15 protein-coding genes are annotated in these 13,923 nt (G+C 57.8%); 11 read left to right on the plus strand and 4 right to left on the minus strand.

The window, feature by feature from the left end; all coding sequences use genetic code 11:
• The first annotated feature begins 13 nt into the window (after positions 1 to 13).
• The 3 genes from WG622_RS05160 to arsC are packed head-to-tail and all read left to right on the plus strand — an operon-like array spanning position 14 to position 1,745.
• Positions 14 to 355, plus strand: coding sequence for a DUF952 domain-containing protein (locus WG622_RS05160; protein ID WP_339402592.1), 342 nt, complete (start codon positions 14 to 16; stop codon positions 353 to 355).
• The gene (locus WG622_RS05165; protein WP_339402593.1) at positions 352 to 1,410 is read left to right on the plus strand and encodes a quinone-dependent dihydroorotate dehydrogenase; all 1,059 of its coding nucleotides are present in this window, start codon (positions 352 to 354) and stop codon (positions 1,408 to 1,410) included. Before WG622_RS05160 ends, WG622_RS05165 begins: the two co-directional genes overlap by 4 nt.
• A complete protein-coding gene (gene arsC, locus WG622_RS05170) occupies positions 1,407 to 1,745 on the plus strand; it encodes an arsenate reductase (glutaredoxin) (RefSeq protein WP_339402594.1) in 339 nt (112 codons plus the stop codon). The genes WG622_RS05165 and arsC overlap by 4 nt, the downstream gene beginning before the upstream one ends.
• On the opposite strand, the gene WG622_RS05175 is transcribed toward arsC, so the two are convergent.
• Genes WG622_RS05175 through WG622_RS05185 form a run of 3 tightly spaced genes read right to left on the minus strand, consistent with a single transcriptional unit; the run spans position 1,742 to position 3,993 of the window.
• Positions 1,742 to 3,055 (minus strand): MATE family efflux transporter, encoded by a 1,314-nt coding sequence (locus tag WG622_RS05175; protein ID WP_339402595.1) that lies wholly within the window; start codon positions 3,053 to 3,055, stop codon positions 1,742 to 1,744. The two genes, arsC and WG622_RS05175, sit on opposite strands and share 4 nt — an antisense overlap.
• A 3-nt stretch (positions 3,056 to 3,058) precedes the next feature.
• A complete protein-coding gene (locus WG622_RS05180; protein ID WP_339402596.1) occupies positions 3,059 to 3,574 on the minus strand; it encodes a PaaI family thioesterase in 516 nt (171 codons plus the stop codon).
• A complete protein-coding gene (locus WG622_RS05185; protein WP_339402597.1) occupies positions 3,574 to 3,993 on the minus strand; it encodes a PaaI family thioesterase in 420 nt (139 codons plus the stop codon). Before WG622_RS05185 ends, WG622_RS05180 begins: the two co-directional genes overlap by 1 nt.
• Positions 3,994 to 4,067: 74 nt before the next feature.
• Between WG622_RS05185 and WG622_RS05190 the strand changes: the two genes are divergently transcribed.
• The 7 genes from WG622_RS05190 (at position 4,068) to WG622_RS05220 (ending at position 11,395) form a co-directional block, all read left to right on the plus strand.
• A complete protein-coding gene (locus tag WG622_RS05190; RefSeq protein WP_209356816.1) occupies positions 4,068 to 4,433 on the plus strand; it encodes a MerR family transcriptional regulator in 366 nt (121 codons plus the stop codon).
• A gap of 177 nt (positions 4,434 to 4,610) precedes the next feature.
• Positions 4,611 to 5,012 (plus strand): MerR family transcriptional regulator, encoded by a 402-nt coding sequence (locus WG622_RS05195; RefSeq protein ID WP_209356817.1) that lies wholly within the window; start codon positions 4,611 to 4,613, stop codon positions 5,010 to 5,012.
• Positions 5,013 to 5,032: 20 nt separating this feature from the next.
• Positions 5,033 to 6,808: an acyl-CoA dehydrogenase C-terminal domain-containing protein gene (locus WG622_RS05200; RefSeq protein ID WP_339402598.1), complete on the plus strand. Its 1,776-nt coding sequence runs from the start codon at positions 5,033 to 5,035 to the stop codon at positions 6,806 to 6,808.
• Between the two features lie 6 nt (positions 6,809 to 6,814).
• A complete protein-coding gene (locus WG622_RS05205; protein WP_209356819.1) occupies positions 6,815 to 7,027 on the plus strand; it encodes a hypothetical protein in 213 nt (70 codons plus the stop codon).
• Between the two features lie 291 nt (positions 7,028 to 7,318).
• The gene (locus tag WG622_RS05210) at positions 7,319 to 7,960 is read left to right on the plus strand and encodes a glutathione S-transferase family protein (RefSeq protein ID WP_339402599.1); all 642 of its coding nucleotides are present in this window, start codon (positions 7,319 to 7,321) and stop codon (positions 7,958 to 7,960) included.
• A gap of 22 nt (positions 7,961 to 7,982) precedes the next feature.
• Complete coding sequence (locus WG622_RS05215; protein ID WP_339402600.1) at positions 7,983 to 9,194, plus strand: acetyl-CoA C-acetyltransferase; 1,212 nt, start codon at positions 7,983 to 7,985, stop codon at positions 9,192 to 9,194.
• A gap of 11 nt (positions 9,195 to 9,205) precedes the next feature.
• Positions 9,206 to 11,395: a 3-hydroxyacyl-CoA dehydrogenase NAD-binding domain-containing protein gene (locus WG622_RS05220; RefSeq protein ID WP_339402601.1), complete on the plus strand. Its 2,190-nt coding sequence runs from the start codon at positions 9,206 to 9,208 to the stop codon at positions 11,393 to 11,395.
• A 52-nt stretch (positions 11,396 to 11,447) separates the two neighbouring features.
• Here the strand turns inward: WG622_RS05220 and WG622_RS05225 are convergent, their stop codons facing one another.
• Entirely contained in the window at positions 11,448 to 12,089 is a 642-nt protein-coding gene (locus WG622_RS05225; protein ID WP_339402602.1) for a sulfotransferase family 2 domain-containing protein, read from the minus strand.
• A gap of 173 nt (positions 12,090 to 12,262) precedes the next feature.
• On the opposite strand from WG622_RS05225, the gene WG622_RS05230 reads away from it, so the two are divergent.
• Entirely contained in the window at positions 12,263 to 13,891 is a 1,629-nt protein-coding gene (locus WG622_RS05230; RefSeq protein ID WP_339402603.1) for an AMP-binding protein, read from the plus strand.
• Positions 13,892 to 13,923: the final 32 nt, after the last annotated feature.

Below are 13,923 nucleotides of genomic sequence, written 5' to 3' on the forward strand. Positions count from 1 at the left end.
GCATGTCAGCGCCATGCAGATTTATAAAATCCTCCGCTCTGATGAATGGAGCGACCTGAAAACAAACGGAGAATCCCAAGGGGCTCCGATTGATGTCGCCGATGGCTTTGTGCATTTCTCCACTGCTGCCCAAGCCGAAGAGACCGCTAAGCGGCATTTTGCCGGTGTGGACGGGCTGTTTTTACTGGCGCTGGATGGTGAAAAATTAGGCGAAGCCCTGAAATGGGAGCCATCGCGCGGCGGCGATTTGTTTCCGCACCTTTATGGACCGCTGCGACTCGCCGATGTGCTTTGGGCACAGCCTTTGCCCTTGGTTGACAGCGTCCATCAGTTTCCGGCCGGAGGCATGGAATGAACCTCCTCGAACGTCTGGGCATGCCCCTGCTCTATCGCTTTGATCCCGAGACCGCGCACGGGCTGGCGATCAAGTCGTTGCAGTTGGGTGTGGCGGCCTCTCCGGGCCTTGTGACGTCGCCACGGCTGCGCACGAATGTGGCAGGTCTGGATCTGGCGAACCCGCTGGGGTTGGCGGCTGGATTTGACAAGAACGCTGAGGCCCTGCTGGGCTTGTCGCGGGCTGGGTTCGGGTTCTTTGAGGTCGGCGCTGCAACCCCACGCGCGCAGCCGGGCAATCCGAAACCTCGGCTCTTTCGCCTGACTGAGGATCAAGCCGCCATCAACCGCTTTGGCTTTAACAATCAGGGTATGGAAGCGATTGCCGCGCGGCTGGCAAAACGCCCACGCGATGCGGTGCTAGGGCTGAACCTGGGTGCCAACAAAGACAGCGACGACCGCGCAGCGGATTTCGCCAAAGTCCTCGCCCATTGCGGCAATCACCTCTACTTCGCGACGGTGAATGTCAGCTCTCCGAACACCGAGAAACTGCGTGACCTGCAGGGCAAAGAGGCCCTCTCCGCGCTCCTTTCCGGAGTGCTCGAGGTGCGCGACACCCTCAACCGCAAGATCCCGATTTTCCTGAAGATCGCGCCTGATCTGACCGAGGCAGAGATCGAAGAGATCGCAGAGGTTGCGCTGGAGCAAAAGATCGACGCCGTGATCGCAACCAATACCACTTTGGATCGCGCAGGCCTGCAGTCGCAACATCGCGACGAAATGGGTGGGCTGTCCGGCGCGCCGCTGTTTGAAAAATCCACGCGCGTGTTGGCGCGCCTGTCCTATGTGACCGCAGGCAAACTGCCTTTGATCGGCGTCGGCGGGGTTTCGAACGCGGACCAAGCCTACGCCAAGATCTGCGCGGGGGCGTCAGCGGTGCAGCTTTACACAGCCTTGGTCTACGGCGGCCTTTCGATGGTTCAAGACATCCTCATTGGCCTGGACCGCCTTATTGAACAGGATGGCTTTGCCAATGTGGCCGAGGCCGTTGGCACCAAACGGAGTGATTGGCTATGACCGTAATCTGGCACAACCCGCGCTGTTCAAAATCCCGCGCGACTTTGGCGATTTTCGAGGAACACGGGCCGGTAGAGATCCGCAAGTACCTTGAGGACGCGCCAAGCGAAGCGGAAATCCGGGACGTGTTGGCTCAGCTCGGCATTCCAGCGATTCAACTGATGCGCACAGGCGAAGCCGAGTTTAAAGAGCTCGGCCTCTCCAAGACGGACAGCGACGAGGTGCTGATTGCAGCCATGGCCAAGGCTCCGAAATTAATCGAACGCCCTGTGGTCATCACCGGCAAAGGCGTGCGCCTCGGAAGACCTCCTGAAAGCGTGAAAGAGATCCTCTAAGCGACGGATCTCTCAAGGCCCGGGTACTTCAGCCCCAATGTGATCCCCCGCGCGACAAAGGAAATGATCAGGGCGGCCCAAAGCCCGTCGTTGCCAAAGGCTGGGACCAAAGCCAAGACGGCTACGATATAGATCACAAAGGACACGGCCATCATATTGCGCATGTCCCGCCCGCGCGTTGCGCCTATGAAGATGCCGTCAAACATCCACGCCACAAAACCCGCGACCGGAGCCAAGACCATCCACCACAGATACTGTCGCGCCACGTCTTGCACGTCGGCCGACTTGGCCATGACATCGATCAAGTATCCGCCGCCCAGCGCGAAGCCAAGCGCCAGAAAGACACAAGTCACCCCGCCCCAGAACATGCAATAACGCGCCGCTTTGCGCACGCGAGCGCGGTTGGATTGACCGATTGCCCGCGCAATCAGAGCCTCGGCGGCAAAGGCAAAGCCATCCATTGCATAGGCGGTGATGTGCAGGAACTGGGTTAGGACTTCGTTGGCCGCCAAGGTCACATCGCCAAACCGCGCGCCAATGAAGACAAAGCTCGTAAAGATCGCCATCAACATGGCCGAACGGATCAGGATATCAAGGTTCAGCACCATCATCCGCGTGACCTTCTCGCGGTCAAACACCCTCAGCCAATTGCGCCACTCCACGTTGTCAAAAGCATCGCGACAGTACCACAGCGCGAAAACCGCTCCGGTGAATTCCGCGATCACGGTCGCAAAGGCTACGCCCTGCACGCCCCAGCCCAGCCCAAGCACAAACCAAAGATCCAAAACGATATTGATTCCGTTCATCACGAGTTGGATCCAAAAGACCCCCGAGGTGCGCTCCATCGCGACAAGCCAGCCGGTCAGCGCATAAACCGCAATCGCGAAAGGCGCCGTCCAAATGCGGATTCGCAGATAGGACGCGGCCAGCGTCTCCACCTCCTCAGAGGCAGGCGACAGGGCAAATGCGCCGCGAAAGAGCAAGGCCTGCAACACAATCAACCCGACGCCCGCGGCGCCTGCGATCATCAGAGAGCGGGTTAGAATGGCCGAGACTTCAGCACTATCCCCTTTCCCATTGGCCTGACCGACCAAACCGGCCGTGCCCATGCGCAAAAAGCCAAAGAACCAGTAGAGCGTCGTCAGAATAATCGCGCCCATGCCGACAGCCCCAATCGGAGCCGCTTCGCCCATCTGGCCCACAACGCCAACATCAACGGCCCCAAGGATGGGCACGGTGGCATTGGACAGCACAATGGGAACGGCAATTTTCAGCACGCGGCGGTGGGTGATCTCCGCTTGCTGGGTCATGGCTTAAATGGTGTCCTGCCGCTGAGGCATCAGGAAATGACCTGTGGCTTGCACATAGGGCCTGCTGCGTTGATCCTGCCAGGCTTCGACAAACACGGACGCATAACGGCGGCCTGAACGGTTCAACGTCGCCCGCGCATAAGAATCCCGAGGTAGGCCCGTGCGCAGATAATCCACCGAGAAATCAATCGTCTTCGGCAGACGCGGCAACTTGCCCTCCTCCAGTTCTTCCAATGACAAGGCGCCTGACTCCATATCTTCCCACAGGGTGCTCCAGCTTAGAACGATCAAAGCCGTGGCTTCCAGAAAGGCCGCAGAGGCCCCGCCATGCAAGGCCGGCAGCATCGGATTTCCAATCAAGCTGTCATTATATGGCATGATGGCCGTGACCTCATCGCCGCGGCGGTCAAACTGAAACCCCATGAAACTGTAGTACGGAATATTGGACACCAGCGCTTTCAGCACGGCATCGCGACGTTGCTTGACGACTTGGACTGGTTCTGGGCGAGGTCTGCTCATCACTTGTGCTCCATCGTAAAGGCACCAGTGGCGGTGGCCACGGGGTTTTCCATATCGTCATCAAAGGCACGTGCGCGCACGAAAGCTACCGAACGGGTCATGTGATAGACCTCCGCATAGGCGGATATCCTTTGCCCCGGCTCTGCCCCACGCATGTAGTCAATCCGCAAATCCATCGTTGCCGTACGCGCTGGTGCTTTCGGGTGAGTCAGCACCGCAGCGCCACAACAGGTGTCCAAAAGGGCTGACACAGCGCCACCGGAAATCACTTTGGATTCAGGGTCTCCGATAAAGCGTTCGTCGTAGTCCATCGCAATTCCCGCGGTTCCATCCTCAAGCGAAATGAACTCCATCCCCAAGGCGGCCGAATGCGGCAGAGCTTTGATAAATTGTTGTGCGATCTTAGTTTTATCGACCATAGCTACTTTCCCAACGTCACAACTGTTGCCCTTAGTGAACACTGGGCCTAAATTCCCCGCAAGGGAGAATACTCATGACCGAACGTCTAACTTTCAAAGAGATGTGTGCGAAATTCGACGTAACGCCTCGGACTTTGCGGTACTACGAGTATATCGAACTCCTGCAGCCAGAGCGCGAAGGGCGCAGCCGGTTCTACGGCCCTAAGGAAAGCGCGCGCATGACATTGATTCTGCGCGGGCGTAAGTTTGGCATCAAACTTGAAGAGATGCGTCAGTGGCTGCTGATCTATGAAAAAGAAGGCACCCAAGCGCAGATGCGCGCCTTTCTGGATATGGCCGACAACCAGCTTGCGAATCTGCATGAGCAACGTGCTCAACTGGATGAAGCCATCGAAGAGCTTTCCGCTCTGCGCGCCGAAACAGCGTCAAACCTCGACTAAATCCCTCCCCTGCGATTGCCTTAACGGGTGAACTGCGTCCAACCTTCAAGTTGACGTAAGTCGACGCTACGTCAACTTCATTTGTGACGCAGCGTATCGCTTACGTAAACGTAAACTAGCTCCTAGATAGTGTTCAGACCCACGTAACCGACCGTTTTGTTAGCGCGAGGAAATGACATGACCGAAGACACTTTGACCATCCGTCAGATGTGCGATGCATTCGACGTGACCCCGCGGACGCTGCGTTTTTACGAAGCGAAGGAGCTGTTGTTCCCGATCCGCGACGGCCAGAAACGCCTGTTCACGCGCCGCGATCGCGCGCGGCTTAAGCTGATCCTGCGCGGCAAGCGTTTTGGCTTTTCGCTCGAGGAAATCCGCCAGTTGCTAAACCTCTATGACGTAGGTGACCAGCAACAGACCCAATACGAACGCACCTATGAGATCGCCAAAGGCCATCTTGAGGGCATGGAACGTCAGCGCGAAGAGCTGGACGAAGCCATCGCCGATCTCAAGGCCCAGCTCAAATGGGGAGAACGCATGTTGTCCTCGTTTAACAACCAGAAAAAAGCAGCAGAGTAAAAAGCTCCGGAGGAGAAGAGATGCCAAGCTATGTAGCCCCAGTAAAGGACGCACAGTACATTTTGCACGATGTCCTGAAGGTTTCTGAAAGCAAAACCCCTGGGTATGACGAGTTAGACGCAGATTTCACAAATGCCATCCTCGAAGAGGCCGGCAAACTGACCAGCGAAGTCCTCGCGCCCCTGAACGTTGTAGGCGACAAAGAGGGCTGCCGTCTGGAAAACGGTGTGGTCTATACGCCCAAAGGCTTCAAAGACGCCTTTGAAATGGTGAAAGAAGGCGGCTGGACCGGTCTGGACATGCCCGAGGAATTCGGCGGGCAGAATATGCCAGCGGTCATCGGCAGCGCGGTTGGCGAATTCTTCTCCGGTGCCAACCAAGCCTTCACCATGTATCAGGGCCTGACCCACGGCGCGGCCTCTGCGATCCTTGCGCATGGCACCGAGGAACAGAAGGCCACCTACCTGCCAAACATGGTCAGCTGCGAGTGGACCGGCACCATGAACCTGACCGAGCCGCATTGTGGCACCGATCTGGGTCTGATGCGCACCAAAGCAGAGCCTCAGGACGATGGGTCCTACAAGGTATCCGGCCAGAAGATCTTTATCTCGGCGGGCGAGCACGACATGGCGGATAACATCATCCACCTCGTACTTGCGAAAATCCCGGGTGGCCCTGAAGGCATCAAAGGCGTCTCTCTCTTCATCGTGCCGAAGTTCATGGTCAACGAAGATGGCTCTCTGGGCGCGCGCAACGGCGTGTCTGTCGGCAATATCGAAGAGAAGATGGGCATCCATGGCAACTCGACCTGTGTGATGAACTATGATGAGGCGACCGGCTATCTGCTGGGGGACATGCACAAAGGCATGCGCGCGATGTTCACCATGATGAACGAAGCCCGTCTGGGTGTTGCGATGCAGGGTCTGGCTCAGTCCGAGGTCGCCTATCAGAACGCTCTAATCTACGCGAAAGACCGCCTGCAGGGCCGCGATGTGACCGGCGTGAAAAACCCTGATGGTCCAGCAGATCCGCTGATCGTTCATCCAGATATCCGCCGTTCCTTGATGGACCAAAAATCCTTCAATGAAGGCGCCCGCGCCTTCACGCTCTGGGGCGCAACACTGCTGGACGACGCGCATCGCAATGGCGACAAAGACGCAGATGGTCTGATCTCTCTGCTGACGCCTGTTCTGAAAGGTTTTCTGACTGACGAAGGCTACGACATGACTGTGCTGGCACAGCAGGTCTACGGTGGTCACGGCTATATCGAAGAATGGGGCATGAGCCAGTTCACGCGCGACGCCCGCATTGCAATGATCTACGAAGGAGCAAACGGCGTTCAGGCGCTGGACCTTGTGGGCCGGAAACTGGCAACCGATGGCGGCAAACACGTCATGGCTTTCTTCGAGCTGGTCAAAAGCTTCTGCAAAGAACAAGGCGCGGATGAGGCCATGGCTGATTTCATCGAGCCGTTGAAGACCGCGTCCAAGCACCTTCAGTCTGCGGGCATGTTCTTCATGCAGAACGGTATGAAAAACCCGAATGCGGCGCTCTCTGGATCCTATGACTTCATGCACCTCTTTGGGCATGTGTGCCTGGGTCTGATGTGGGGCAAAATGGCGCGTGCGTCGCTGGATGCTTTGGCCAACGGCACGTCTGATACCGCGTTCCACGAAACCAAACTGGCCACCGCGCGCTACTATATGGCCCGCCGCCTGCCCGCCACAGCGATGCACCTTGCGCGCATCGAAAGCGGTGCGGATCCGGTGATGGCTCTGGACGCGGAGGCATTCTAAGCCACGATGCCCAAACGTTTTCGCCTGACCCGCCGAGTACCGATTGCCATGACTGAGGACGCCTATCGTCGTCTGAAGTCCTTTGCAGCCGAGGCGGGTCTGGATGAAGGGGAAGCCATTTCCTTTGTCTTTGAAAACTTTGACGGCATCACAGATGAAGAAGGTCTTTTGCATCGGCTGCGCCGGTTCAATCTGGAATTGGACGGGCGCAAGAAATGAACGTCTGCGAGACAGGAGATCTGGGGATTTGAGTATTTGGAGCAAGATGAAATCCCGGATCCCCCCACTTCGCACCGCGCCGAGAGAAGGGTGCGAAATGGGGTTTCACCTTGCACGGCCATCGGCTCTCCAGCCTGTACCGCGACGTCAGGGAAACCGATCTTGGTTAAGCAACTCTAAAGACCCACATTCATCTTGCGAAAAATACTCCGCGGGGGCGGGTTAAAATCGCAGATTTTGACCTCGGGGGTGCGAAACCCCCTCCGCGACATTTAAGACTGGGAGGCACATATGACGATTAAACTCTACTGCTTTGGCGAAAGCGGCAACGCCTATAAGGCGGCGCTGGCTTTGGAGCTGTCTGGGCTCGAGTGGGAGCCGGTCTATGTGGATTTCTTCGGCGGCGAAGCACGCTCTGAGGCCTATCTGACCAACGTCAATGAAATGGGCGAAGTGCCGGTGCTTGTTGACGGCGACGTCAAGCTCACACAGTCCGGTGTCATTCAGCAGTATATTTCGGACAAAACCGGTAAGTTTGGCGGCAACACGGATGCCGAGCGTTACGAGATCCTGCGCTGGGTGCTGTTTGATAACCACAAACTTTCCAGCCAGAACGGCGTCACGCGGTTCCTTTTGAACTTCCTGCCGGAAGACAAACGTCCGGCGCAGGCGATTGGGTTTCTGCAGGGACGTCTGCAAGCCGCCTATAAGGTTCTGAACACCCATCTTGAAGGCCGCGACTGGATTGTAGGCGATGGTCTGACCAACGCCGATATCTCTTGCTGCGGCTATCTCTTCTACCCAGAGCCCTACGGATTTGTGCGCGCCGATTGGCCGAATATCGACTGCTGGCTCAGCAACATCGAAAACACACCGGGGTGGAAGCACCCCTACGATCTTATGCCCGGTCACCCAAGTGACCGTGGCCTGTAACTTTGAAAATTAGGAGGCAAGTATGACCGAAGCCTATATCTATGACGCCGCGCGCACCCCGCGGGGCAAGGGGCGCAAGGATGGATCCTTGCACGAGGTGACCTCGCTCGCCCTGTCTGCCCAGATGCTGAACGCGGTGAAGTCCCGCAATGATCTGCCGGGCGATGCGATCGAAGACGTGATCTGGGGCAATGTCACCCAAGTCATGGAAAACGGCGGCTGTCTGGCGCGGGCCTCGGTTCTGCTCTCTGACTTTGATCAGTCGGTGCCGGGTCTTGCGATCAACCGCTTCTGCGCCTCCGGTATGGAAGCTGTGAACCTCGCGGCCAACCAAGTCAAAGGCGGCGCGGGCGACGCCTATATCGCCGGTGGCTGTGAGGTCATGAGCCGCGTGGCAATGGGCTCTGATGGCGCGGCGATGGCCGTGGATCCACGTATCGCGATGGGCGAGAACTTTATGCCTCAGGGTGTATCGGCCGACCTGATCGCGACCGAATATGGGTTCACCCGCGAAGACTGCGACGCATTTGCTGCGCAATCTCAGGCGCGCGCAGCCGCCGCTTGGGAAGACCGTCGGTTTGACAAATCCATCGTGCCCGTGACCGACATCAACGGCCTGACCATTCTGGATCACGACGAATACATGCGTCCGGGGACCACTGCCGAAGACCTTGGAAAACTCAAGGCCTCTTTCCAGGAAATGGGCGAGGTCATGCCCGGCTTCGACAAGGTCGCTCTGATGAAATACCCGCATCTGGAGCGCGTGAACCACGTTCACCACGCGGGCAACAGCTCTGGCATCGTGGATGGCGCGACGGCGATCCTAATCGGCAACAAAGAGTTCGGTGAAAAGCACGGCCTCAAGCCACGCGCGCGCATCAAAGCGAACGCCAAGATCGGCTCGGAACCAACCATCAACCTCACTGGCCCTGTTCCCGTCACCGAGAAAATCCTTGCCGAGAACGGCATGTCCATCAATGACATCGACCTCTTTGAAGTAAACGAAGCCTTCGCGGCCGTAGTTCTGCGTTTCTTGCAGGCCTTCCAAGTGGACGACGCCAAAGTCAACGTGAACGGCGGCGCCATCGCGATGGGCCACCCGCTGGGCGCGACCGGCGCGATGATCATCGGCACGCTCTTGGACGAGCTTGAGCGTCAGGACAAAGAAGTCGGACTGGCAACCCTTTGTGTGGCGGCGGGCATGGGCTCTGCCACCATCATCGAACGCGTCTAAGGAGAGAGATCATGAGCGATTTTAGCTACGCATTGGACGCAGACGGCGTTGGCGTCATCACTTGGGACACCGTTGGTAAATCCATGAACGTCATGAACCAGCAAGGGTTCATGGATCTGGACGCGCTGATCGATGCGGCCCTCGCGGATGAGGCCTGTAAGGGCATCATCATCACCTCGGGCAAGCCCGGCTCTTTTGCCGGCGGCATGGACCTGAATATCATCGCCAAGATGAAGGAAATGGCCGGCGGCTCGCCAGAGCAAGGCCTCATGGATGGTCTGATGCAGACCCACGGCATCCTGCGCAAAATCGAGCGCGCGGGCATGGATCCAAAGACCAACAAAGGCGGCAAGCCGATTGCTTGCGTGCTGCCGGGCACTGCTCTGGGTATCGGGTTTGAGATCCCTTTGGCCTGCCACCGCATCTTTGCGGCTGACAATCCAAAAGCCAAGATCGGCCTGCCGGAAATCATGGTTGGCATCTTCCCGGGCATGGGCGGCACCACTCGTCTGACCCGCAAGCTGGGCGCGATGGCGGCGTCGCCGTTCCTGCTGCAGGGTAAGCTCTCTGATCCGAAGAAAGCCAAATCCGCAGGATTGATTGATGAGGTCTCCGAGGATCCGATGGCCGATGCAAAGGCTTGGGTTCTGTCCGAGCCCAAAATCGTCAAACCTTGGGATGAAAAAGGCTATAAAATGCCAGGCGGCGCGCCGTATCACCCAGCGGGCTTCATGACCTTTGTCGGTGCCAACGCCATGGTCAACGGGAACACGCAAGGTGTTTACCCGGCGGCCAAAGCGATGTTGTCTGCGGTCTACGAAGGCGCTTTGGTGCCTTTTGACACTGCAATCAAGATCGAGGCACGCTGGTTCACCCATGTTCTGATGAACCCAAGCAGCTCTGCCATGATCCGCAGCCTCTTCATCAACAAAGAGGCGCTGGAAAAAGGCGCGAACCGCCCAGCGGTTGCCGATCAGACCGTCAAGAAAGTCGGCGTTCTGGGGGCTGGCATGATGGGCGCAGGCATTGCGCTGGTCTCTGCCAAAGCCGGTATCGAGGTTGTTCTGATCGACCGCGACCAAGAGGCCGCTGACAAAGGCCGCGCCTATATCGAAGCCTTTGCCGACAAGGGCATCGCACGAAAGAAGTCCACGCCTGAGCAAAAAGAAAAAATGCTGGGTCTGGTCAATGCGACCGCGGATCTTGAGGCGCTTAAGGGTTGTGATCTGATCGTTGAAGCCGTCTTTGAGGACGTCGGCGTCAAAGCCGAGATGACCAAGAAGGTTGAGGCCATCGTGGGCGAGGACTGCGTTTTTGCCACCAACACCTCGACCCTGCCGATCACCGAGCTGGCGAAAGCCTCTGTGCGGGCCGACAAGTTCATCGGCATTCACTTCTTCTCGCCAGTCGAGAAGATGATGTTGGTTGAGATCATCAAAGGCAAAGAGACCGGCGATGTGGCCGTGGCCAAGGCGCTCGACTATGTGCGTCAGATCAAGAAAACGCCGATCGTCGTCAATGACGCGCGCTTCTTCTACGCCAACCGCTGCATCATCCCTTACATCAACGAAGGCATCCGCATGGTCACCGAAGGCGTCGCGCCTGCGCTTATCGAGAATGCGGCCAAGATGCTCGGCATGCCTCTGGGTCCGCTGCAACTGACAGATGAAACCTCGATTGATCTGGGCGTCAAAATCGCTAAGGCCACGAAAGAGGCCATGGGTGCGGACTATGATGATGCCTGCGACGAGATCCTGTTCTGGATGTTTGACGAAGGCCGTCTGGGTCGCAAAGCCAACGCGGGCTTTTATGCCTATAGCGAAAAAGGCAAACGCGAAAGTCTCTGGACCGGACTGGGCGAGAAATACGCACTCGCGTCCGAGCAGCCTTCGCTGATCGAAGTCCAGAACCGCTTGATGTTCGCGCAAGTCCTGGAAGCGGTCCGCGCGCTGGAAGAAGGCGTGCTGGAAGACATCCGCGAAGGCGATGTGGGCGCGATCCTGGGCTGGGGCTTTGCGCCTTGGTCGGGCGGTCCGTTCTCTTGGCTGGACATCGTAGGCGCGGAATGGGCAGCAGAGACCTGTGATGCCCTCACCGAGGCGCATGGCGCGCGTTTTGCCACCCCTGCCCTGTTGCGGGATATGGCGGCGAAGGGTCAGGACTTCTATGGCCGCTTTGGGCCACAGGCTGCGGCGGCGTAGTCGCTGTCACAACTTGGAAAAGCCCCGGTCCCTCGGCCGGGGCTTTTTCGTTTCAGAAGCTGTACTGGAATCGCGCGATATCTTGGGCGCACGCCTCGGCAACCGCTGCGCTGGTTTTCTCGTCATAATAGGCGCGATAGTCGGCCTTGCGGTCTGAGGCATTGACCCGCGTCAGCGACAGAGAAAACCCGAGGTGGTCAAACAGCGGCTGTGCGTCCTCTTCGAAATTTTCAATCCGAATGAAACAGGACGCCCGTTCCTGACTGCGAAACGTCAGATAGCTCGCGTAGGGGTTTGACCTAAAGCTATTCACCGTCTGCGGATGCTGCGCAAAGCCCTGAAACTCCAGCTCTTGCGCCAATTTCACGGCCGGATGCGCGAAGCTTTGATCCTTCAGCCAATGATAGTAACTCACCATGCGATCCCAGGGGTTACGCACTAAGGTGAAGGTAAAAAACGAGCCAATCTCTTCGGCGGTCACCAACCCCTCGATGTCGCTTAAAGTCGAATGCTTCCACAACCGCCCCGCTGCCTGAACGTCCTTCAACCGCCGCCGCCGTTTTAGCGCTTTGGGCGTGTCCCCTAGCATCAGATCATCCTTCATCGCCCGCCCCTCAAGCGCCAGCGCCATCGCTGTGCCCGCCGTCTTGGGGATATGCACAAAGATAAATCTGCGTCCGTACGAAATGATCATGGACGGCACGTTACATCTGCGCCTACACCGATGAAAGAGCGAAGCGCTTGACAGAGGCCAGCGCCCTCGCTCATGTAAACCACCGCAGTTCTACGGACCGGATTTCTACCAGCTATCACCAGCGGGTAAGGCCCTGATAGAACGCAGGCAAATGGACATGAGGGAGACGTTCCATGGGCTGGATGAAAGATGAAACCGGGCTTGGCAAAACCGAGGCCAATTTTGTACCGCTGACCCCGCTCAGCCATTTGCGCCGCGCGGTTCAGGTCTTTCCGGACCGTCTGGCCAACGTCTATGGCAATCACCGCAAGACCTATGTGGAATACTACGAGCGCTGTACGCGCTTTGCCTCGGCTCTGGTGAAAATGGGCGTTCAGCCCGGCGACGTGGTGGCGACGCTTTTGCCCAACATCCCCGCGCAATGTGAGGCGAGCTTTGGCGTGCCTGCCTCAGGTGCGGTGCTGAACACGATCAACACGCGTCTGGATGCCTCGACCGTTGGCTATATCTTTGACCACGGAGAAGCCAAAGTCGTGCTGGCAGACACCAGCCTTTTGCCCCTCGTTCAGGCCTCGATCGAGAAAATGGAAGGCCCTGCGCCCACGATCATCGAAGTCGCAGACCCCCAAGCAGGCTTTCCGCCCAGCGGTGATTACATCGAATACGAAGACTTCATCGCAGGTGGTGATGCGGATTTCGACTGGATCATGCCAGAGGATGAATGGGAAAGCCTCGCGCTGAACTATACCTCAGGCACAACGGGCCGTCCCAAGGGCGTGGTCTATCACCACCGCGGTGCTTATCTGATGACCATGGGCACAGTCGTATCCTGGCGTCTGACCCTGCATCCGGTTTATCTGACGATCGTACCGCTGTTTCACTGCAACGGCTGGAACCACACCTGGATGATGCCGGTTCTGGGGGGCACTGTCGTCTGCTGCCGAGATATCACGGCCAAGAACGTCTTTGACGCCATCGCCGATGAGGGCGTGACCCACATGGGCGGGGCGCCTATTGTTCTGAACGCTTTGGTCAATTCGCCCGCCGAGGACCGTCGCGAGTTTGATCATGTCGTCGAGACCTACACCGCCGGTGCACCCCCTGCCCCCGCGACGCTCGCCAAAATCGAAGAGCTCGGGTTCAATATCACCCATGTCTACGGTCTGACCGAAACCTACGGCCACGTGACCGAATGCTATTGGAAAGGCGGCGATTGGGACAACATGAGCACCGCCGAAGTCGCGGCGCGCAAAAGCCAGCAAGGCGTGGCCTTCCCGATGATGGAACCTGTGATTGTGCGCGACAGCGAGCATAATCCGGTGCCTATGGACGGTACAACGCAGGGCGAAATCACCATTCGCGGCAACTCGGTCATGAAGGGGTATTTGAAGAACCCAGAAGCCACCGAAGAAGCCTTCAAAGGCGGCTACTTCAACTCTGGCGACATCGCGGTGCAGCATCCGGACAGCTATATCCAGATCGCCGACCGCGCCAAGGACATCATCATCTCGGGCGGCGAGAACATCAGCTCCGTCGAAGTCGAGGGCGTCCTGATGGCGCATCCCGACGTGCTGCTGGCGGCTGTGGTTGCCAAGAACGACGAAAAATGGGGCGAAGTGCCCTGCGCCTTTGTCGAACTCAAACCCGGCGCGACCGCCACGGACAAAGATCTGATTGCCTTCAGCCGCGAGACACTCGCAGGCTTCAAAGCCCCCAAACACGTTCTGTTTCAGGAGCTGCCCAAGACCTCGACCGGCAAAATCCAAAAGTTCGAACTGCGCAAAATCGCAAACGGCTACTAAAACGACTGCGTGGGCGTGATTGCCCACGCTAT

The sequence above is a fragment of the Cognatishimia coralii genome (assembly GCF_037478305.1).
GTDB lineage: Bacteria > Pseudomonadota > Alphaproteobacteria > Rhodobacterales > Rhodobacteraceae > Cognatishimia > Cognatishimia coralii.